Source organism: Bacillota bacterium, from assembly GCA_040754315.1.
Lineage (GTDB): Bacteria > Bacillota > Sulfobacillia > DUSP01 > JBFMCS01 > JBFMCS01.
On sequence record JBFMCS010000014.1, the window covers coordinates 109,934 to 129,371 of the forward strand.

Genomic DNA, 19,438 nt, shown 5'->3' on the forward strand with positions numbered 1-19,438 from the left:
ACATTTGAGTGGGTCGCACGATGGAGGCCCCTTCCTGATTTGGGGCTTATTTTGGAGCCGATGAAGGGATTTGAACCCTTGGCCTGCTGATTACGAATCAGCTGCTCTGCCACTGAGCTACATCGGCCCATATGTGCAAAAGGCGTCCGCAGACGCCGGTTTAGTAAATATGGAGCGAGAGACGGGATTCGAACCCGCGACCCTCGGCTTGGGAAGCCGATATTCTACCGCTGAACTACTCTCGCTCGTGCCATTATTCTAACCCGTTCTGCAGGGGAATGCAAGAGCAACCCCAAAAACGGGGAGCATCCTCACACACTGCTTCCTCTTGTGGGCAGCCCTTGTTGTGCGCTTGCCCATCTGCTAAACTTCTCTTACAGGAAGGAGCTGGGCGAGCATGAAGGAGCCGGCAAGACACCTGGAAAGTGTCGATGTGGCCCGGGCCGCGGTGGAAATGGCTCTCTCGCGCACCCGCGAGGAGGAGGCCATCCTTAAAGAAGCCCTCAGGAGAGCCGGTATCAGAGCCACTGCCGTTGATATCGGGGGTGACTTCATAGGCCTCATTCGCTTGGCAGTAGAACGCACAATGGTAGCCGCCAAGCGTGAGGGCATCATCCGGGATGTCCATACAGATGAGGGTGCTGTGGCAGGGGCCACCAGAGAGGCCATGAGCCAGATAACCCCCAAGGCCCTGGGCTTGAACGTTGGGGGCAAGATAGGCATCTCCAGGAGGGACGAGCACATCATAGTCGCCGTCTTCCTAGGCGTTGGCCTTGTCCATCTCAACGAGGTAGCCATCGGACTCGGGCATAGGGCCATTCCAGCCGGCTAGAATACGTCCCGGACCCCTACGGTTTGGGCCCTCTCCCTGCCTATGGACACAATCGCCAGGGGAACGCCACTCATCTCCGAGACGGCCTCCAGGTATCTTTGAGCGTTGCGGGGAAGGTCCTCGTAGGATGTAATGGACGTCAAGTCCTCGTCCCATCCCTCGAACTCTTCATACACCGGCCTGCACCTGCCAAGGGCCTTCAACGAGGCAGGCAGATTCCTTACGCGTTCTCCGTCCAGGTCATACTCCGCACATATCTTCACCCGGTCGAAACCGCTCAGTGTGTCAAGCCTTGTCACCGCAAGGCCCGCGAGTCCACTCACCCTAGCGGCATGCCTGATTACCACTGTGTCAAGCCACCCACACCGCCTGGGGCGCCCGGTGGTGGTGCCGTATTCGTGACCCTTCTCCCTTATGGCTTCGCCAACTTCGCCGGTGATCTCCGTGGGGAATGGCCCGTCTCCAACTCGAGAAGTGTAGGCCTTGACCACGCCCACAACCTGCCCTATCCTGGTAGGTCCGACACCAGAGCCGATGCACGCGCCCCCGGCCACAGGGTGGGAAGACGTCACATAGGGATAGGTCCCATGGTCAAGGTCCAATAACGTGCCCTGGGCGCCCTCAAACAGCACCTTCCTGCTGTCGTCCAAAGCCTCATTGATGAGGATGGAGGTATCGCAAACGTAGGGGCGAAGATGCTCAGCATAACCAAGATACTCCTGGAAAACCTGGCCAAACTCCACGCCCTCAACCCCATAGACCTTCTGGAACAGATCGTTCTTCTCGGCGATCCTCTGCTGGAGCATAGGCCTGAGTGTCTCCTCGTCGGTGAGGTCGCACACTCGTATGCCCATCCTCGCGGACTTGTCAGCGTAGCACGGTCCTATGCCCCTTCTTGTGGTGCCGATCTTGTTTTCACCCCTGCGATCCTCCTGAGCATCGTCCATCTTGCTGTGATATGGGAACAGGACGTGGGCTCTATCGCTTATTCGCAAGGCTTCCACGCTTCTTCCCCGGGCCATCAGGTAATCCATCTCCCCCATCAAGACCTTGGGATCAAGCACAACGCCGTTCCCAATGATGCAGGTCTTTCCGGGGTAGAGGATGCCAGACGGAATCAGGTGAAGCCGGAATTCCTCTTCGCGCACCACAACGGTGTGGCCTGCATTGGCCCCTCCCTGGTACCGCACCACCATATCGGCCCTTTCTGCCAGGAAATCGGTGATCTTCCCTTTACCCTCATCTCCCCATTGCGCACCAACCACCACCACGCTTGGCATAGATCCGATCCCTCCGTCTAGAGCCGCTTGAGAATCGCCCGCGCCACGTGAATGCCTGAGGCGGAGGCTTGGGCCAAGCCGCGGGTGATACCAGCCCCATCGCCCGCAACGAAAAGGTTCTCTATTCCCGACTCCAGTTCCTTTGACACTTCCCAACGAGACGAGTAGAACTTAACCTCCACACCGTAAAGGAGAGTTGAGCCTGAGTTAACCCCAGGGGCCAGCTTATCCAGGGCCTCCAGCATTTCCATTATATCCACGAGATGCCGGTAGGGCAGTACAAGACTGAGGTCTCCAGGGGTGGCCTCGGGAAGCGTAGGTTTCACTGCCCGTGCCAGTCGCTTGCGGGTAGAGCGGCGGCCAGCATGAAGGTCGCCCAGCCTCTGCACGATGACCCCTCCCCCCAGGAGGTTGGCCAGGCTGGCAATGTGCTTACCGTAGGCAATGGGTTCCTTGAAGGGTTCGGTAAAACTCTTAGACACCAGTATAGCGAAGTTTGTATTCTCCGTCTTCATGTTACTGAAGCTGTGCCCGTTCACAGTGACTATGCCTTCGTTGTTCTCCAACACCACCTCACCGTGGGGACACATGCAGAAGGTCCGCACGGGATCATCGAAGGACTTGGACTGGTACGTCAGCTTCGACTCGTAGACCCGGTCGGTAATATGCTCCATGATGACGGCAGGCATCTCTACTCTAACGCCGATGTCCACGGGGTTTGAACCCAAACGAAGGCCTAACCTCTTGGCCTCCCCGGAAAACCACTCTGCCCCTCCACGGCCAGGCGCCGCCACCACGAACCTGGCCTCTATCTCCTCGCCATCGGCGGTGATGACACCCGCGACACGCCGCTCGCGATCTTCCTTGGTCCTGATGGAGGAGACCGCGGTGGACAACCGGATGTCTATGCGATCTCTCAGGTATTCATGAAGCCTGGCTGTCACTTCCTGGCAGTTGTCAGTTCCAAGGTGCCTGATGGGGGCGGGTATAAGATTGAGATTGGCAGAAGCCGCCTGCCTCTGGAGGTCCTTAAAGACCTCGTTCCTTGCACCATACACTTCCTCCGTTGCACCAAAGCGCACATATATGTCGTCAACCCTCTTTATAAGGCGGCCAACCTCATCATCACCAGTATAATTGCCTAGGAAGCCTCCGAACTCGCTGGTGAGTGTCAGTTTTCCGTCGCTGAACGCTCCAGCACCACCCCAACCACACAGCAATAGGCACGGCCGGCAGCGAATGCACCCGCTTTCCTTCCGGACGCCCGGACATACTCGCTTGAGCACCTCTGGACCCTTGTCCAGCACAAGAACCCTGGCACTAGGTTCTCTCTCCACTACTTCCATGGCGGCGAAAACACCTGCCGGCCCTGCTCCGATAACCAGCACATCATACATTTCAGAATGGTCCCCCTGTCGATGTCAGCCGCCGTCGGGCCTACGCCTTTCCAGGTCCATGAACCGGCCGCTCTCTTTGAGAAACACAAGCTCCACCGTCTCCGTGGGACCGTTCCTTTGTTTAGCCACGATGATTTCCGCAACGTTTCCCTTGTCGCTGTCTCTGTTGTAGTATGAGTCCCGGTAGATAAAGGCAACCACATCGGCATCCTGTTCAATAGCCCCAGACTCCCTGAGGTCAGAAAGGAGGGGCCGCTTGTCATTCCTGGCTTCAACCGCCCTGGAGAGCTGGGACGCCGCCACCACAGGTACTCTCAGCTCTCGTGCCATTGACTTAAGTGACCTTGATATCTCGGAGATCTCCTGCTGCCTGCTCTCCGATCTGCCCCGCACATGCATGAGCTGGAGATAGTCCACGACTACCAGCCCGAGGTTGCATTCCGCCTTGAGCCGGCGAGACTTGGCCCGCACCTCCATCACCGATTGGGCAGGGGTATCATCTATGAATATGGGGGCTTCGCTCAACTGCCCCAAGGCGGTGGACAACTTGGGCCAGTCGGAATCAGCCAGGAAGCCCGTGCGCAGGCGATGGCCATCTACCCCAGCCTCCAGGCATAGAAGCCGTTGAACCAACTGCTCCTTAGCCATTTCCAGGCTGAAGAGGGCCACAGCAATCTTGTGGTGCACTGCAGCGTTTCTAGCCATATTCAGGCAGAACATGGTCTTGCCCATGGAGGGCCTCGCCGCAATGACTATGAGGTCGGAGGGCTGGAGCCCGGAGGTTAGGCGGTCAAAGTCTAAAAAACCGGTAGGCACCCCAGTTACCCCGCCCTTGTGGGCGTAGAGATACTCTATGCGCTCAAAGGTTTCTTCCAAGATGTCCCTGATGCTCACGTACCCCTGGTACTCCCTGCGCTGTGACACCTGGAATATGAGCTGCTCGGCCTCGTCTAGGATGACCTCGACTTCTTCCTTGCCAGCGTACCCCTTGGCGACGATCTCCGTTGCGGCCCTTATGAGGTTGCGCAAGACCGCCTTTTCTTCCACTATCCGCGCGTAGTACTCCACATTGGCCGCGGTAGGTACAATCGTTGTAAGGCTTGTGATATAGGACAGCCCGCCACTAGGCTCCAGCAAGCCAACCTGCCTCAGCCGGTCGCTTACCGTCACCAGGTCAACGGCCTCTCCCTTTTCGTTAAGGTAGAGAATGGCCTCGAAGACGTAGCGGTGTGCCTCCCGGTAGAAGTCGTCTGGCCTGAGGAGCTCCATAGCCCTGAGTATGGCATCGTCCTCAATGAGCATGGAACCCAGTACAGACTGCTCGGCTTCAAGATTCTGTGGGGGCATCCTTTCCAGCGTAGCCGCCATCTATATCACCTTCTGGGCTAGCGTGTCCTCCAAGACCTCCTTCGCGGTCTCGACCGGCACTATCTCAATACCCTTAAGACCTGCTGGCACATCTTTGAGGTTCTGTGAAGGCAGGAGCACCTTGGTGAGCCCGGCAAGTCTTGCCCCGTAGATCTTCTCAAGGACTCCTCCTACAGCCTTCACCTTGCCCTGGATAGAGATTTCCCCCGTAAGGCCTACATCCTGCCTCACCGGGATCCCCTTTATGGCAGATATCACAGCGACCAGCACCGCAACGCCTGCCGACGGACCGTCAATTCGTCCCCCTCCAACCACGTTCACGTGGATATCGAAGGAGGCAATATCCACCCCGGTCAGGCTACGGATGACTGAAGCAGCGTTAAAGACCGAGTCCTTGGCCATGCTGCCCGCAGTCTCGTTGAATCTCAGCGTCCCCTTGCCTTCCTGCCTGGCCGGGAACGCCACTGCCTCGATCTCCAGCACCGACCCCATGTAACCCGATACAGCCAGTCCGAAGGCCTTTCCCACCTCGCCGCCAGCGTGAGCCTTGGGATACGTGGTAGGAGAAAAGCGCCCTGACTGCAGCACGTCAAAGACGTGTTCTTTGAGAACGGTAACCTCAGGGAGAGGAGCGTTCCGGCCCTTCTTTGTGGTTCTCTTGTCAGCCTCACCGGATTTCGTCTTCTGGTACAGTGCCACGCTGTAGCCGTCAGCCAGGATGCCTATGGCCTTCCTGCCCTCCATGGTGTACTCGGAGATGATCTCTGGTATCTCCGGGGCAAGGTCCGCCGCGAGCTTGCCAGCCGCGTCCAGCACTATTCGCTGGATGTCCAGGGGGCTGAGGGGCTCGAAGAACACCTCCGCGCAACGAGAACGGAGTGCCGGGCTCACCTCTGAGGGGTCCCGGGTAGTGGCGCCGATGAGCACGAAATCAGCGGGAGCACCCTCCTCAAAGAGCTTTCTTATGTACCGGGGAACCCTGGAATCATGTGGATCGTAGTATGAGGAGTCGAAGGTGACCTTCTTATCCTCCAGGACCTTCAGCAGCTTATTCTGGAGCATCGGGTCCAGCTCGGCTATCTCATCGATGAAGAGTACCCCGCCATGCGCTTCGGTGACTAGGCCGGTCTTGGGTTCCGGAACCCCGCCCTCGGCCAGCTCTCGCCTGGCACCCTGGTAAATGGGGTCATGAACCGAACCCAGGAGCGGGTTGGTGGCCTCCCTCGGGTCCCACCTGAGGGTAGCTCCATCAACCTCAACAAAGGGTGTGCCCTTTCCAAACGGGCTCTGGGGAAGACGCTTCGCCTCCTGCAGGGCCAGCCGCGCCACGGTGGTCTTGCCCACACCCGGAGGCCCGTAGAGGATGACGTGCTGAGGGTAGGGAGAGGCGAGCTTGGTAAGAAGCGCGCGTATTGCCCGGTCCTGCCCCACAACTTCCGAGAGGCTGGACGGCCTGAGGACCTCGATGGCGCTCTTGGAAAGCCGGGTCCGGTTGAGCTTCTCGAGTATGGCCAGCTTCTTCAGCGTCTGGGCGCTTTCGGGCCCAGCATCCTCATGTACCACCTGATTCCGGATCTCCCTCATGTACTCGTCGTGTCTCTTCTGCATCCTCTCATTTATCTTTTTCTCTATTGTGTCCTCAACAGTCCTCCGGGCGATGAGATCCGCGATCTCCTCCTCGATCTCGTTGAGGATACGAGGAACATCACCCTTGCTTGGGGGCCCGTCAAGGGTTGGGTCTTCATACACGATCTTTTGCAGGGCTAGGATCTGCTCCTCAAGAGAATCAGACCTCATACCCTTCAGGGCCTCCAACTTGCCAGCCTTCAGGACTAGCTTATCCGCCCCGTAGATGCTTGACAGCATGGAAAACAGGGCAGATACCTGCCTCCGGCACATATCATTGGAGCTGATCCGCTTATTCAGGTACTCGGGCTGTTCTTCCGCCAGCTTCTCCATCAGGCTCTTCAACGGGCGTCGTCTCCTTCATCCCCAACGATCTTTACTTTCAGGTTAGCCGTAACCTCAGGGTGCAGCCTCACAGTGACAGTAAAGGCACCAAGGGATTTGAGGTTCTCCTCCAGGTGGATCTTCCTCCGGTCAATTTGCAGGCCCAGTTGATTTGAAACGGCCTCTGAGAGGTCCTTGCTGGTAACGGAGCCGAACAAGCGCCCGCCCGCACCGGCCTTGGCTGCCACCTTGATCCCCCCCTGGGAGAGTCTCTCTGCCAGCGTCCTGGCTTGAGCCAGCTCCCTGGACGCCTTCTTCTGGTCCCGGCTAGCCCGGGCGTCCCACTCTTTCAGGGCTGCCTGTGTGGCTTCTACGACAAGCCCCTTGGGCAGAAGATAGTTCCTAGCGTAACCCGGGGAGACCACCACGCTATCGCCCTTCTTCCCTAGGCTGGGAACATCTTGCAGCAGAATGACCTTCATGGGGATACCTCCCTGCGGCGGTAATCACTGGCGAGATCATACAAGCCCATCAACATGGCGACGTTTTGGGTGATAGGAAACAGGAAGAGAGCCACTACGACAAATGCCTTGAACGCCTTGGACACGTTGTACTTGCCCATAAGGTAGAATCCGAAGGCCACGCCCTGCACCGTCAGAGCGAGATTCATCAGTGTATAGGCGTTCAGGCCAGCAAGCCTCACGGCCTGTATTCCATGGTAGTTCTCTAGCATGACAGCGAGGAGTCCCACAATGAAGATCCCCAGCGTCCACTTGGGCAGACCCCAGCGCTCGAATGGCGGCAACGCCTGTACGCTGTAGCCCAGCCTGGTCAAGACAGCCTTGAGCACCTGGAAGTTGATGAAGGCATTAAGGGCGGCCGCCCCAACGAGGGCCGCAGGCAGTATGAGGCGAAAGGCCTCGAGGGCACCGGCCCAGAACTCTTCCATTTGCTCAAGCACGTCTGGGGCTACCCCCATGCCTCTGTAGATCTCCATGGAAGCCTCAATGCCTTCGCGGATCTGGCTCTCGAATTCCGCCAGGCCAATACCCAGGAACAGTAGACCCAGGAAGAACCCGGCCAGGAAGGAGATGAGCATGGCGGCGGTTCCCACCACCAGTGTGTAGCTTGGGCTCCAGCCCCTTCGCACTGCGTGCCCGAAGGCGATGCCCACCAGGCCGAAGGTCAATGCCATAGTCAGGGCCTGGAGCGGTCCCACAAAGGCGGTGAGCAGGATCCCCGCAACGGTTACTGTGAGGGTGCCAACCTTCAACCCGTGGCGTAACGCCACCAAGGCGACAGGCACGGGCCACAGGAACGCGATGACCAGCCCCGCCACTGGAATGTAGAAACCAGCCAGGGCCAGCACTACCGTGATGCCCGCTAGCAAGGCCCCTTCCACTAAGGGTTTCGTCATGTTCGAGGCCTGGTCCACTTGGGTTCCTCCTCCTGCCACGCCCGTGGCCGAAACCACGCAAATAGGTACTTCACTGTCGGAGCCTGATATCCTCCCCTTCAGATGCCCGGAAAGTCCCTCCAAGTAGGCAGGTGGGCAGAACAGGGCCTGTTCCATCATGCCAGCAGCTGTCAAGAAGGTCCTCACGCTAAGGGGGCCCCGCTTAGGGCCCCCTGCTGTGCCACGGTTTACTCTGCGCTAAACGGGATCAGCGCCATGTTCCGGGCCCTTTTTATGGCCAGGGTCAGCTGCCGCTGGTGCCCTGCGCAATTCCCGGTAATACGCCTGGGAAGTATCTTGCCCCTTTCCGAAAGATACCTGCGGCATCTTCCTGCATCCTTGTAGTCTACTTGGGCGATCTTGTCCACGCAAAAGTTGCATACCTTGCGCTTCGGTTTACGCCCCCTATCACGCCGAGCCATTGCGCTCCTCCTTCCTAGAACGGGACGTCTCCATCACTGCCTTCATCTGGGGAGCCGTCGTCACTGGCGCCTTCATGGGTTCCCCGGGGATCGAGGAACCGGACGTTCTCGGCCACGACCTCGTATACGCGGCGTCGCTGTCCTTCCTGGGTCTCGTATGACCTGACCTGGAGGCGACCGTCCACCAGAACCAGCCGTCCTTTGTTCAGGTAGTTGGCTACTGTTTCCGCTTGCTTGCGCCATACCACAATATCGATGAAGTCGGTTTCTCGCTCACCCTGCTGGTTGGTGAAGGGCCGGTCCACTGCTATGGCGAACTTGGCCACGGGGACACCACTGGCGGTGTACCGCAGCTCGGGATCCCGTACTAGTCGGCCAACAAGGATTACCTTATTGAGCACAGACTACACCATCCCTTCAAGTCATGTGGATCACTCGTCGGTCCTGATCACCATGAATCGCAGCACCTCATCAGTGATCTTGAGCTGCCTATCCAGCTGCCTGGGGACATCGGGGTTTGAGTGAAGGTTGAAGATGAGGTAGATGCCATCCTTCTGGTCATTGATCTCATAGGCCAGCCGTCGCCGGCCCCACTTGATCACCTCGTCGACTACCCCGTCCCGAGTCTGGATCATCGAGGAAACCTTCTCAATGAAGGCTTCTACTGCCTCGCTCTCCAGATCGGCCTTGAGGATCACCATCATCTCGTAAGGCCTCATTACTATGTACCTCCTCCCTACGGACTGTTCGGCCCCCTTCACGGGGGCAGGGAGGTCCACCGGGCCCATCCGGGAACCCCTGGTCGCGCCGGGACTTGGTTTGGCGCAACCGCTCGTTCATTATAACACTGGCGGCGGGCGCCAGCAAGGATCAGTAGACCCCTTAAGATCCCTTGATTACGCAGGCGGAACAGATATTGTCTATCCACGGGGTCCGGGCATTCATGAGGTGAACCGGAAGAGCATCAGGTCACCGTCCTGCACGGCGTAGTCCCGTCCCTCAAGCTTGATTAGGCCTTGGTCTCTGGCTTGGCCATACGAGGGCACTCCACGCAGGACTTCCGCCGGCACAACCTCGGCGCACACAAAGCCCTTCTCCATGTCGCTGTGGACCTTCCCGGCGGCTCTCTGAGCGGTAGTCCCCCTGGGCACGGTCCAGGCTCTTGCCTCCTTGGAATTGGCGGTGAAGAAGGTGATGAGATCTAGTGCCTGGTAGCATGTACGGATGAGACGGTTTGCCCCAGAGTCGTTAAGTCCCATGTCCTCAAGAAAGGCCTTGGCTTCCTCCGGGGGGAGTTCCTGGATCTCCGCCTCGATCTTGGCGGATATGGCTATCACTTCTGCCCCCTCCCTAATGGCGCGCTCGGCGAGGGCCTGGTAAAAGGGGTTCAGTGTGGGGCTGGAGACCTCTGCCTCTGAGATGTTGCCTACGTAGACCATGGGTTTCGCCGTGAGAAGGAAGAGCTGCTGCAACACAGAGGCTTCTCCGGGTGACAGTTCCAGAAGCCTTGGGGTAATCCCTCGCTCCACGGTCTCCTTGAGGCGTTCCAGCAGCACCATTTCCCTCTTGGCCTCCGGGTCTCCCGCCTTCATCGTCCTGAGGGTCTTCTTAGCCCGGCGGTCGAGGGTCTCGAGGTCTGCCAGGGCAATTTCCACCATGATGGTTTCCGTGTCTCGGAGCGGGTCAAGGACAGGTTCAACATGGCATACCGTATCATCTAAGAAGCAGCGGACAACGTGGACGATGGCGTCCACCTCTCGAATGTGGCCCAGAAACCGGTTGCCCAGGCCTTCACCCTTGCTGGCGCCCTTGACGAGTCCCGCAATGTCTACGAACCGCAGGGTGGTGGCGTATGCACGGGCGGACCCTGCCACCTGAGCCACTCGGTCTAGCCGGGCATCAGGTACGTGCACCACCCCCACATTGCTGTCCACCGTTGTAAAGGGATAGATCCCCACCTCGGCTGATGCGTTTGTGAGGGCGTTGAAGAGTGTTGATTTCCCCACGTTGGGCAGACCTACCAACCCACAGGCGAAACCCACGGTTCAACTCTCCTTTGCTGGCCTGCGGAGCAAGCGCCGCCTAACCTCCTCGGGAAGGTCCTCAGGAGAGAGTACCTCTTTGATCCGCCGTTCCAGGTTCGCCCTGGGAACCATCACCCTGCGCCCGCAGCCAAGACAGTGAATGCCCAGGTCCATTCCAGTCCTGGTGATCTCCCAGTGGTGTCCACCGCAGGGGTGGGGCTTTTTCAGGCGAATTATGTCTCCCACCTTGAGAGGGACGGGCTTGGCACTCACCGTTCACCCTCCACCTTGGGCAACGGGCCGACCTTGGTGATGTCGGAGGGAACAAGGACCCTTCGGGGGTAGGGCATCTCAATCCCCTCTGCGTCGAAGGCCTTCTTGATCCTGAGGCGCATTTCCCTCTCGGCCCCCCACTGCTCCAATGGCTCTGTCCTTGCCAATACCAGGATGCTGACCCCTGATGCCCCAAGGTCGCTTACGCCAAGGACCTTGGGCCCCTCCTTTATGGTGCCGACCTCACGCGATATCTCCTCGCAGACACGCTCTAGCACAGTCATGACGCGGTCCAGGTTCTCCTCATATGCAACGTCCACGGTTATTAGTGCGCGGATGTTGCCCCTGCTCCAGTTGGTCGAGGTAGTGATGGTGCCGTTAGGCACGGCGTGCAGGGCTCCGGTGAAGTCCCGGAACTTGGTAACCCTCAATCCCATTTCCTCAACAACGCCAGTAACGCCTCCTGCCTCCACGAACTCTCCCACCGTAAACTGGTTCTCAAATACGATGAAAAAGCCCGTGATGATGTCCTTGACAAGATTCTGCGCACCGAAACCTACGGCCAAGCCGATAAGGCCCGCCCCGGCCAGAACTGACTTGGTATCAATTCTGAATACCTCCAGAATGGTAACAACGGCAATGAAGTCGATGGCATAGCGGGCAACGCTACGGAGGAGACTGGCCAGGGTCTTCGCCCTCTTGTCATCTACAATGCCGTACTGCCTGTCCTTCACTGCGAAGGTCTTATCTATCAGTGCCGATACCAGCCTCGTGGCTATGTGCGCCACCAGGATGATTACCAGCACCCTGGCACCCGAGGTCACCCACAACACAACATCTCCTTCGGTAAGGAACCTGTCCCACGCTGACGTAACGAACTCCACGGGCAACTCCCTCCATTCAACCCCAGAAACTGCTGGCAAAGGACACTAGCGACGAGAACACCGGCAGGAAGAAGGGAACCAGGCGAGAGGCTGCCATGGCTCCCCATAGACCACTCGAGGGCATTATGGCACCTAGCGCTGTGGCAAAGCCGGCCAGGATCGATATGAGCAGGGTATACTGAGCCAATCCTAGGAGTACCCCCAGGCTTCGGTTTACAGAGCCCAGGAAACTCGCGTTCACGGTGGTTGTGAGACCGCTGGCGAGAAACCATATGGCCAAGCGCACTGCCACGAAGATTAGGAAGAACGCCAAGGATACCAGGACCATATGAGACATCCCCTCCAGGATGAAGGCCCCCAGCGATGGGTGCTCCCCCGGACCTTGCAGGATCCACAGGGCATCAAGAAACTTGTGGAAGGTTCCTGAGAGAATGGAGGGTAGCCCTAGGCCGGAGAGAACCTCGCCAAAGCCCTCTGGGGATGGCGGGAGGGCCCTGATCTCTCCTGCGCTGGCGGGGATGTCCAGGTGACTGGAAATGGCGGAGCTGGTCACGTCGGTGAGCCCCAGCGAGCGTTCAGCCCAAGCGGTGAGCGGGCCGGATCCGAAAACGGCCGCTAGAAGTGCCGCAAAGAGACCGATGATTCCCAAGGCCATCTTGATGAACCCCCGGAACCATCCGATGCCAGCCCCGAAGGCCAGGCAACCCAGGATCGCGGTGTCTATCCAGTTCAACGTGATGACCTCCTTCCTGTTGGGTCTATAGCGGTTTCCCCGACGCAGCCCTTGTCAGGAGGAACACCGCGTGCATGCCCAAGGCCGGAAAGGCCGGGCGCACTGACCCACCTATGAATCTCTCCGCGAGGACAATGGCGGCGACGGACAAAATCCCCCCGGAAATGTATATTGCCGCCTCCTTCAAGAAATCCTCGTAGAAGAAAGTCTGGGCGGTCCTGCGTAGCACGCCGACTGCATCGCCTGCCAGCTTCGCGGCCAGGAAAGCTGCTAGGCTTTCACACCACAGGGGGCCTCCGGCATGCCTCACAAAACCGGTCACCCCGAGAACGCTGGCGGCCGCTACGCCCATTGAGAGAATGACGAACAGGCCTGAGTGCTTCACTGGGACCTCCTTACGGGAACTGGAGCATACCCAACATCACTATACCATATACTTGAAAGGCGGTACACAGGCTCGGGACCAGGAGGATGCCCATGTCCCACGCGGAGAGTACTGGAAAACAGGTAGTTGTTCAGCGTGTTCCAGTAGCCCATCCCCAGGTGGTAAACAGGCTGACAAGGGCCATTAGGATGCTGGCCGAGGACATGCGAGGCCAGTGTTCTCCCTGCGTCGTGTTGTGCATTGGGTCGGACCGCTCCACGGGGGATGCCCTCGGGCCCTTGGTCGGGTCCAGGCTTCAAGCATCTAGACTCCTGGACGAGAGGGTCTGGGGCACCTTGGACGAACCGGTACACGCCATCAACCTGATGGATGTCCTGTCCGGACTCCGCGCCAGGTGGAAGAGCCCTTTTCTCGTAGCGGTTGATGCGTCATTGGGGAGCCCTGAGCATGTCGGGACCGTCGCGGTGGGAAAGGGCCCGTTAAGGCCTGGCGCTGCGGTTAACAAGGACCTGCCCACTGTTGGCCAGATGTTCATCACTGGCACTGTAAACGTGGGAGGCTTCATGGAGTACGCGGTACTGCAGAGCACTCGTCTCAGCTTGGTAGTAAAAATGGCCGAGATCATCTCGGCCTCGCTGGTAATGGCATCCCCGCATCTAGACGGTGCCATGCGGTCTTCCAGATCTAACCGCTAGCCCAGCCGGGTGGAGATCTCGTCCGCGACCTCCTCAGGTGTCTTCCCTGCCGCCAGCACGACTGGACCTGCTATGCTGGCCTCCTGAAAAGACGCGAGGTTGGAGTCGATGCCTCCCACAACGATGGCATCCGCTCGCCTCCAGCCCGGTTCCTCCAGGGTTGTCACGGTAAACCCTCGTTCCTCCAGCTCATCCTTGACGGGCCCGAGCCCAGCCTCAACGGCAACCAGTCTTCGCAGGTTGACCACCCCCCAGGTTAGTCTTGGTATCGCCCGGGGGAGTTATGCAGTGAGAGGAGCCTTATCACCTCTTCGTCAGGGGTCTGGTCAAAGAAACGGTAGAACTGCCCCACGGCGTAGAATCCGGCAGGGGTGAGGGGACACACGGCCCTGTCCACGAAACCCTCTAGATGTCTCAGCGTAGATGGGGGGGCCACCGGCACCGCCAGGACAAGGGAGGCAGGGGACTGCCTCTTCACCCAGCTCAGGGATGCCGCCATGGTGAGGCCGGTGGCTACGCCATCATCCACGACAATGATCGCGCGGTCCTTCAAGGTGATCGCGGGGCGCTTACCCCTGTACAGGGCAAGTCTCCGCTGGATTTCCTGGCGTTCAGTTTCAGCTGCATGTTGCAGGTAGTCTTGGTTTGGCCGGTAGATGCCGCCGAGCCTAGGGTCGGTGAACACATCACCATCGGGGGTTACTGCCGCCACTGCTAGTTCGGGGTTTCCCGGAGCCCCGATCTTCCGCGAAATCACAACATCCATCGGAGCCGTGAGCCTGTGGGCAACGCGGGCTGCGACCACGACTCCACCTCGAGGAACACCCAGTACCACTGGGTTCTGTCTAGATAGGTCCTGCAGGAGCTCCGCGAGTCTTTCACCGGCTTCGTGACGATCGCTGTAGAGCAGGATCACCACCCCCCTGTAGTACCCGCGCTCACTCCTTGCTGCAACCCGTCAAGACGGGGCGGGATCTCAGGACCGCCAGCTGTTTTGGGGCGCGGGTGCCATGCTCACTAATCACTGGGGCCCATGACCCGTGGACGCCACTCTAAGCACCGAAGGGGCAACGCCGAAGGAGACAGGACACCTCCCCACTACCTCTCCATCTGCCTGAACCGTCAGGGGCTGGTTGGAGGTGACCGTGACTTGGGTCGTCTTCATAAAGGAAACCTTTGGGTGCCTTCCGTGTATCCCCAGGTAGACCAAGGGCAGCGACTTTACTGTTTCAAACCTGGTGAGACCTCCGCATAGGCATAGGTCGAGGATACCATCATCGGGCCGGGCACCGGGCACCATCCTCATGCCGCCTGCGTAGTAGGGAGTGTTTCCCACTGCAACGAAGAGGGCAGTCATCTTGACTGGAAGCTGGTCTTCGAGGCCCAGCTCAATTTGGTACGCCTGGTATCGCGCCAAGGTCTTGACGAGACCCGCAAGGTAGGTCAGGGTTCCGCCCAGTCGCTTTGCTCCCCTTGCCACCTCTTGGGCAACCTCAGCATCGAAGCCCACGCTAGCGATGGTGACAAAATACCGCCTTCCGCTACTTGCCTCAACCCATCCCAGGTCAATCTGCCTCGAGGAACCATTCATCCCGGCCTCCAGGGCCCTTACGGGATTAGCTGGCAGGCCCAGCGCCCTGACGAAGTCATTGCCCCTGCCCGCCGGTATGGGTGCCAGGACGGATCTTGAACCCGCGAGGCCGTTAGCGACCTCCTGAACCGTGCCATCTCCCCCGACGGCGAAGACTTTCTTGGCCCCTTCACCAGCGGCGGCCCGGGCGATTTCTGTGGCATGGAGGGGGGCTTGGGTGAATATGGCGTCTCGGGGCAATCCCCTACTCGCAAGAATGCGGTCCAGCAGGGACCACACCTTGACGCTCTTACCCCCATGGGCCGCAGGGTTAACTATGAAGATTGCATTCACTCGGTGGCCTCCTGTGACGGCTCTCCCTGCTTAGTGCGTTGGGGAAAGTCTCTTAGTCTTTATGCCCGCGTGCTACCGCGTGGCTGGCATCTTCTAATTCCTTAGCCATCTTGCTCGAACCGTCGAAAAACCCCCCATCTGCTATGATGAGAGCCGCCACCTTGATATCGCCCTTTAGGCGCCCGGTGCTTTCGATCTCCAGTTTGCCGGACAAGTCTATGTTCCCCTCGACATCACCAGCCAGGGTAAGGTGACGGGCCTTGATAGACGCACGAACACGCGCCCCCTTACCGACAACCACATCCCCTTTGTTGTGGATTTCCCCCTCCATCTTCCCGTCTATCCGAAGACCGGAACTGGCAATAACGGTCCCCTTGATCTCGGTGTCCTTGCCAACGATGGTATCCATCTTGTCTGAGGGGGTACCTTCTTTGCGCCCTAGCATAAACCGCCCTCCAGAGTTCAGGGTGCCTGCAGGTAGGGTTTGGGATTGACCCTTTGCCCCATATAGTGGACCTCATAGTGGACATGGGGGCCCGTGGTTCTCCCCGATCTTCCCATTAGGGCAATGGCTTGTCCACGGGGGACCTGAGCCCCAACACTCACTAGGTTCTGTGCGTTATGGCTATACAGCGTCCTATAACCGTACCCGTGGTCGATGACAATGGTGTTTCCGTACCCCGCCCTGTAGCCGTTGAATACCACTTCGCCATCGGCGGTCGCCACGATGGGAGTCCCGTAGGCGGACGCGATGTCGATGCCACCGTGAAATTCTGTGCCCCAGCCAAAGGGGGAGCGGCGATACCCGAAGCCGGAGGTGACTCTTCCTGGGGCGGGCCATATCGACGGATACGCCCTGAGCTCAGCCTGGAGCTCGGCTAAGCCGTCGCGGGATTCCTGCAAGCCCTGTTCAATCTGGGGAATTCCTCCTCTTAAATCCTCTAAGTGCATTAACGCCATGCTCCCCAAGGCTAGCGAACCGGCCCCCTGGTCCTTGGAAAGGGTCGAGTCAAGTACGGGCGCCTTGGCCAATGATGCCGCCGCGGTGGGGCCACCTACCGAGGCCATCCTCACCTCCGGGGCCTCCTTGCCAGGGGTGAGGCTGACGGTACCCAGGAGGTGTCGTACCTGGCGGTCGAGGGAAGCGATCCCCTCGATCTCCCTCTGGATAGAGTGGGCCTCCATAACCAGCGCGTTGATTTGCTGCCGCTGGCAGGCGGCAACCTCCCGCAAGTATGTAAGCTCGGGCATAAGCCCAAGCATCTGAAGGTAGTTCGAGCCCAAGACGCACAGGGTCAGTGCAAACGCTGCCGTAGCGGCTGCGATACACCCTAGATGGGCCTTACTAAACCTTATCGACCAAACCTTGCTGGATGAGTGGGGGACAATGAACAGGGTGAAACGGCCTTTCTTCCCTGGCATGGCTTGCCCTCCTCAAAATGATACGAAAGCCAGTACTGGGAGGGGCCCCGGCAATGCCTGCCGTCATCAGTCTAGTGGGGTGTATTTATTCAACCCAAAGGGGCGATTTTCCTTCCAGCCTGTCCCTTTTTTTCGCGAAGGCCGCCAGGGGTGCTGCCTACCGCATTGCCGCGCCCCCTTGGGTGCTGTTCCCAGGCCTTCTGTATGGCAGTCCGCTCCTCTTCCGTTAAGTGGTAGGATGAATTGCCCCCTGATACAGGCTTGGCGTAATTCCTTGACTCCTCCCGCCCGTAGAGACTGGACATAACCACGCCATCCCCGGCACCGTTTATCAAGGCCAGGGCAAAGCTGAGGTCGCTCCCGGTATCCGAAAAGGCCTGGAAACGCACCATCCCTAGGCCAAGCAGGTGCCCGGCAACCAGCGCGTCCAGGGAATCCGCACAGGCCTCCAGTCTCTCTATACGATCCCTGGACTGGGCCAGGGAGTTCTGGTTGGACACCAGGAGCTGCTCTAGATCGGCGGGAGCCCCGGAGCCCATGAAGAGCCTGAGTCGCGCCGCCAGGCGGTTCTGCCGCACCAGGAGCGCCAGGAAGCCCACGGATAGGACCGCCGCCGTTGCAGATAGGACGGCGAGGACTTCCATGCCGTAGGTGTTTGTGATGGTCCAGTAAGCCCCCAAGGATTTCCCCCCTAGTCTGAAGCAGGCGTAGCAGGGGACGACCGATCCTGTTTCACGTGAAACAGTTAGCGGTGCTCGACAGGTTTCAATATTGCCTCGAGCAATCGTTCTAGGTCCTCGTTGCCATAGTACTCAATGGTAATGTGTCCCTTGCGCCGCCCGTGCTCTATGCGTACTGGGGCTCCCAGGCACATGCGCAACCTCTCCTCCGCATCCTCAATGAGGGGATCTCGCTTATGCCTGGCTCCTCCCTTCCCTCCTTTAGCAATGCGCTGGCTCAGGCGTTCAGCCTCTCGCACCGACAGCCCGCCCCGGGCTATGGATGCTGCCAGCTCCCTGCGGGCCGCGCCATCAATAGCCAGCAGCGCCCGCGCATGACCATAGGAAATCTCCCTGCCACTCAGCATGTCCTGGATATCGGCCTCAAGGTTGAGAAGCCTCAGCGTGTTGGCCACCTCTGGCCGGCTCTTCCCCATCCGTTGCGCCAGTGTTTCCTGAGTGAAGTTGAACTCATCGATTAGCTGGCGATACGCCCGGGCCTCCTCAATACAGTTCAAGTCCTCTCTCTGCAGGTTCTCGATGAGGGCAATCTCAACCATCTGCGACTCCGAGAACTCCTGAACCACCACTGGTACCGTCTCAAGGCCCGCCATCCTCGCGGCGCGCAGTCTCCTCTCCCCCGCCACCAGCTGGTAGCCATCTCCGAGTCTCCTGACCAGCACGGGTTGAACTACCCCATGCTCCCTGACGGATGCCACGAGTTCCTCCATCTTCTGCGGATCGAAGGTCTGTCGCGGCTGGTAAGGATTCGGCCGTATGCTTTCTACGGCAACCTCACGTACCCCACTGCTACCTGCCGGGTCCAGCCCGAATTCGGGTATTAGTGCGTGAAGCCCCCTACCTAGCCCCCGCTTCGCCACCAGCAATCACTTCCTTGGCGAGTTCTTCATACACCTCGGCGCCCCTGGACTTCGCATCGTAGGTCAAGATGGGCTTTCCATGGCTTGGCGCCTCGCTCAACCGTACGTTCCTAGGCACTATGGTGGAGTACACCTTGCCCTTGAAAAACCTCTTGACCTCTTCAACCACCTGAATAGACAGGTTGGTCCGCCCATCGAACATCGTGAGCAGCACTCCTTCCACCTCCAGGGGGGGATTCAAGTGGTTCTGGACAAGCCTTATGGTGCTCATGAGCTGTCCCAGTCCCTCCAGCGCATAGTACTCGCACTGGATGGGAACCAGTACCGAATCGGCCGCCGTCAGGGCGTTAATGGTCAGAAGGCCAAGCGACGGGGGACAATCGATCAAGATAAAGTCATAATGCCCCATAACTGGGGCTAGCCCTGTCTTCAGCTTTCGTTCTCTTGACATGGCGGGCACGAGCTCGATCTCCGCACCGGCAAGATCTATATTGGCCGGCATGATGAAGAGATTCCGAACCGAGGTAGTCGCTATGGCCTCTTCGGCTGTGGCCTCCCCCAGTATCACGTCATACACAGAGCAGGAAACCTTCCGCTTGTCAAGCCCCAGGCCGCTCGTGGTATTCCCCTGGGGATCGATGTCCACGACCAAAACCTTCTTCCCCAGATCAGCCATGTAGGCTGACAGGTTAACTGCGGTGGTGGTCTTCCCCACTCCGCCCTTCTGGTTCGCTATGGCAATGGTCCTAGCCACCATTTCACCCCACACGTCCGCCCTCGCAGATCTCCCACT

Annotated in this window: 24 protein-coding genes and 2 tRNA genes; 2 read left to right on the forward strand and 24 right to left on the reverse strand. The window is 58.9% G+C overall.

Annotated elements, in window-relative coordinates; genetic code table 11:
- Positions 1–52: 52 nt before the first annotated feature.
- Both AB1576_02965 and AB1576_02970 read right to left on the reverse strand, forming a co-directional pair.
- A tRNA-Thr gene (locus tag AB1576_02965) sits at positions 53–127 on the reverse strand.
- A gap of 43 nt (positions 128–170) precedes the next feature.
- Positions 171–245 (reverse strand) — tRNA-Gly (locus AB1576_02970).
- Between the two features lie 152 nt (positions 246–397).
- On the opposite strand from AB1576_02970, the gene AB1576_02975 reads away from it, so the two are divergent.
- Positions 398–832: a HutP family protein gene (locus AB1576_02975; GenBank protein MEW6080752.1), complete on the forward strand. Its 435-nt coding sequence runs from the start codon at positions 398–400 to the stop codon at positions 830–832.
- On the opposite strand, the gene AB1576_02980 is transcribed toward AB1576_02975, so the two are convergent.
- The 14 genes from AB1576_02980 to AB1576_03045 all read right to left on the reverse strand — a co-directional run bounded on the left by AB1576_02980 (position 829) and on the right by AB1576_03045 (position 13,004).
- Positions 829–2,112: an adenylosuccinate synthase gene (locus AB1576_02980; protein MEW6080753.1), complete on the reverse strand. Its 1,284-nt coding sequence runs from the start codon at positions 2,110–2,112 to the stop codon at positions 829–831. The two genes, AB1576_02975 and AB1576_02980, sit on opposite strands and share 4 nt — an antisense overlap.
- A 17-nt stretch (positions 2,113–2,129) precedes the next feature.
- Positions 2,130–3,509 carry an NAD(P)/FAD-dependent oxidoreductase gene (locus AB1576_02985; protein ID MEW6080754.1) on the reverse strand — a complete coding sequence of 460 codons (1,380 nt, stop codon included), beginning with the start codon at positions 3,507–3,509 and terminating at the stop codon, positions 2,130–2,132.
- 24 nt (positions 3,510–3,533) lie between these two features.
- Positions 3,534–4,877: a replicative DNA helicase gene (gene dnaB / locus AB1576_02990; GenBank protein MEW6080755.1), complete on the reverse strand. Its 1,344-nt coding sequence runs from the start codon at positions 4,875–4,877 to the stop codon at positions 3,534–3,536.
- Positions 4,878–6,836: a Lon family ATP-dependent protease gene (gene lonC, locus AB1576_02995; protein MEW6080756.1), complete on the reverse strand. Its 1,959-nt coding sequence runs from the start codon at positions 6,834–6,836 to the stop codon at positions 4,878–4,880. It abuts the gene before it with no gap.
- A gap of 8 nt (positions 6,837–6,844) precedes the next feature.
- A complete protein-coding gene (gene rplI, locus AB1576_03000; protein ID MEW6080757.1) occupies positions 6,845–7,309 on the reverse strand; it encodes a 50S ribosomal protein L9 in 465 nt (154 codons plus the stop codon).
- On the reverse strand, positions 7,306–8,262 hold the full coding sequence (locus AB1576_03005) for a YybS family protein (GenBank protein ID MEW6080758.1): 957 nt from the start codon (positions 8,260–8,262) through the stop codon (positions 7,306–7,308). The genes rplI and AB1576_03005 overlap by 4 nt, the downstream gene beginning before the upstream one ends.
- 209 nt (positions 8,263–8,471) lie before the next feature.
- On the reverse strand, positions 8,472–8,705 hold the full coding sequence (rpsR, locus tag AB1576_03010; protein MEW6080759.1) for a 30S ribosomal protein S18: 234 nt from the start codon (positions 8,703–8,705) through the stop codon (positions 8,472–8,474).
- 14 nt (positions 8,706–8,719) lie between these two features.
- Positions 8,720–9,106, reverse strand: a complete 387-nt coding sequence (gene ssb, locus AB1576_03015) for a single-stranded DNA-binding protein (protein MEW6080760.1) — start codon at positions 9,104–9,106, stop codon at positions 8,720–8,722.
- A 30-nt stretch (positions 9,107–9,136) separates the two neighbouring features.
- Entirely contained in the window at positions 9,137–9,424 is a 288-nt protein-coding gene (gene rpsF, locus AB1576_03020) for a 30S ribosomal protein S6 (GenBank protein ID MEW6080761.1), read from the reverse strand.
- Positions 9,425–9,646: 222 nt separating this feature from the next.
- Positions 9,647–10,747 (reverse strand): redox-regulated ATPase YchF, encoded by a 1,101-nt coding sequence (ychF, locus tag AB1576_03025; GenBank protein ID MEW6080762.1) that lies wholly within the window; start codon positions 10,745–10,747, stop codon positions 9,647–9,649.
- Between the two features lie 3 nt (positions 10,748–10,750).
- Positions 10,751–11,002, reverse strand: a complete 252-nt coding sequence (locus AB1576_03030) for a DUF951 domain-containing protein (GenBank protein ID MEW6080763.1) — start codon at positions 11,000–11,002, stop codon at positions 10,751–10,753.
- Positions 10,999–11,886, reverse strand: coding sequence for a mechanosensitive ion channel family protein (locus AB1576_03035; GenBank protein MEW6080764.1), 888 nt, complete (start codon positions 11,884–11,886; stop codon positions 10,999–11,001). Before AB1576_03035 ends, AB1576_03030 begins: the two co-directional genes overlap by 4 nt.
- Before the next feature lie 16 nt (positions 11,887–11,902).
- On the reverse strand, positions 11,903–12,619 hold the full coding sequence (locus tag AB1576_03040) for a CvpA family protein (protein ID MEW6080765.1): 717 nt from the start codon (positions 12,617–12,619) through the stop codon (positions 11,903–11,905).
- Between the two features lie 25 nt (positions 12,620–12,644).
- Positions 12,645–13,004, reverse strand: coding sequence for a hypothetical protein (locus AB1576_03045; protein MEW6080766.1), 360 nt, complete (start codon positions 13,002–13,004; stop codon positions 12,645–12,647).
- A 92-nt stretch (positions 13,005–13,096) separates the two neighbouring features.
- On the opposite strand from AB1576_03045, the gene yyaC reads away from it, so the two are divergent.
- Positions 13,097–13,699 carry a spore protease YyaC gene (gene yyaC, locus AB1576_03050; protein MEW6080767.1) on the forward strand — a complete coding sequence of 201 codons (603 nt, stop codon included), beginning with the start codon at positions 13,097–13,099 and terminating at the stop codon, positions 13,697–13,699.
- On the opposite strand, the gene AB1576_03055 is transcribed toward yyaC, so the two are convergent.
- From AB1576_03055 to AB1576_03090, 8 genes are all read right to left on the reverse strand, one after another.
- Entirely contained in the window at positions 13,696–13,947 is a 252-nt protein-coding gene (locus AB1576_03055; protein MEW6080768.1) for a YkuS family protein, read from the reverse strand. The genes yyaC and AB1576_03055 overlap by 4 nt on opposite strands.
- Positions 13,948–13,955: 8 nt before the next feature.
- Positions 13,956–14,615: a phosphoribosyltransferase family protein gene (locus tag AB1576_03060; protein ID MEW6080769.1), complete on the reverse strand. Its 660-nt coding sequence runs from the start codon at positions 14,613–14,615 to the stop codon at positions 13,956–13,958.
- A gap of 105 nt (positions 14,616–14,720) precedes the next feature.
- Positions 14,721–15,623, reverse strand: a complete 903-nt coding sequence (locus AB1576_03065; protein MEW6080770.1) for a diacylglycerol kinase family protein — start codon at positions 15,621–15,623, stop codon at positions 14,721–14,723.
- 52 nt (positions 15,624–15,675) lie between these two features.
- Complete coding sequence (locus AB1576_03070; GenBank protein MEW6080771.1) at positions 15,676–16,068, reverse strand: polymer-forming cytoskeletal protein; 393 nt, start codon at positions 16,066–16,068, stop codon at positions 15,676–15,678.
- A 17-nt stretch (positions 16,069–16,085) separates the two neighbouring features.
- Positions 16,086–17,045 (reverse strand): M23 family metallopeptidase, encoded by a 960-nt coding sequence (locus tag AB1576_03075; protein ID MEW6080772.1) that lies wholly within the window; start codon positions 17,043–17,045, stop codon positions 16,086–16,088.
- An 89-nt stretch (positions 17,046–17,134) separates the two neighbouring features.
- Entirely contained in the window at positions 17,135–17,725 is a 591-nt protein-coding gene (locus tag AB1576_03080) for a DUF4446 family protein (protein MEW6080773.1), read from the reverse strand.
- A 65-nt stretch (positions 17,726–17,790) separates the two neighbouring features.
- Positions 17,791–18,645: a ParB/RepB/Spo0J family partition protein gene (locus AB1576_03085; protein MEW6080774.1), complete on the reverse strand. Its 855-nt coding sequence runs from the start codon at positions 18,643–18,645 to the stop codon at positions 17,791–17,793.
- On the reverse strand, positions 18,623–19,399 hold the full coding sequence (locus AB1576_03090; GenBank protein ID MEW6080775.1) for an AAA family ATPase: 777 nt from the start codon (positions 19,397–19,399) through the stop codon (positions 18,623–18,625). The genes AB1576_03085 and AB1576_03090 overlap by 23 nt, the downstream gene beginning before the upstream one ends.
- Positions 19,400–19,438: the final 39 nt, after the last annotated feature.

Excerpts from the sequence above, each read along its gene's own strand:
- AB1576_02975 (MEW6080752.1), top strand. The coding sequence starts at position 398 with ATGAAGGAGCCGGCAAGACACCTGGAAAGTGTCGATGTGGCCCGGGCC.
- AB1576_02980 (MEW6080753.1), bottom strand. The coding sequence starts at position 2,112 with ATGCCAAGCGTGGTGGTGGTTGGTGCGCAATGGGGAGATGAGGGTAAA.
- AB1576_02985 (MEW6080754.1), bottom strand. The coding sequence starts at position 3,509 with ATGTATGATGTGCTGGTTATCGGAGCAGGGCCGGCAGGTGTTTTCGCC.
- dnaB (MEW6080755.1), bottom strand. The coding sequence starts at position 4,877 with ATGGCGGCTACGCTGGAAAGGATGCCCCCACAGAATCTTGAAGCCGAG.
- lonC (MEW6080756.1), bottom strand. The coding sequence starts at position 6,836 with ATGGAGAAGCTGGCGGAAGAACAGCCCGAGTACCTGAATAAGCGGATC.
- rplI (MEW6080757.1), bottom strand. The coding sequence starts at position 7,309 with ATGAAGGTCATTCTGCTGCAAGATGTTCCCAGCCTAGGGAAGAAGGGC.
- rpsR (MEW6080759.1), bottom strand. The coding sequence starts at position 8,705 with ATGGCTCGGCGTGATAGGGGGCGTAAACCGAAGCGCAAGGTATGCAAC.
- rpsF (MEW6080761.1), bottom strand. The coding sequence starts at position 9,424 with ATGAGGCCTTACGAGATGATGGTGATCCTCAAGGCCGATCTGGAGAGC.
- yyaC (MEW6080767.1), top strand. The coding sequence starts at position 13,097 with ATGTCCCACGCGGAGAGTACTGGAAAACAGGTAGTTGTTCAGCGTGTT.
- AB1576_03070 (MEW6080771.1), bottom strand. The coding sequence starts at position 16,068 with ATGCTAGGGCGCAAAGAAGGTACCCCCTCAGACAAGATGGATACCATC.
- AB1576_03075 (MEW6080772.1), bottom strand. The coding sequence starts at position 17,045 with ATGCCAGGGAAGAAAGGCCGTTTCACCCTGTTCATTGTCCCCCACTCA.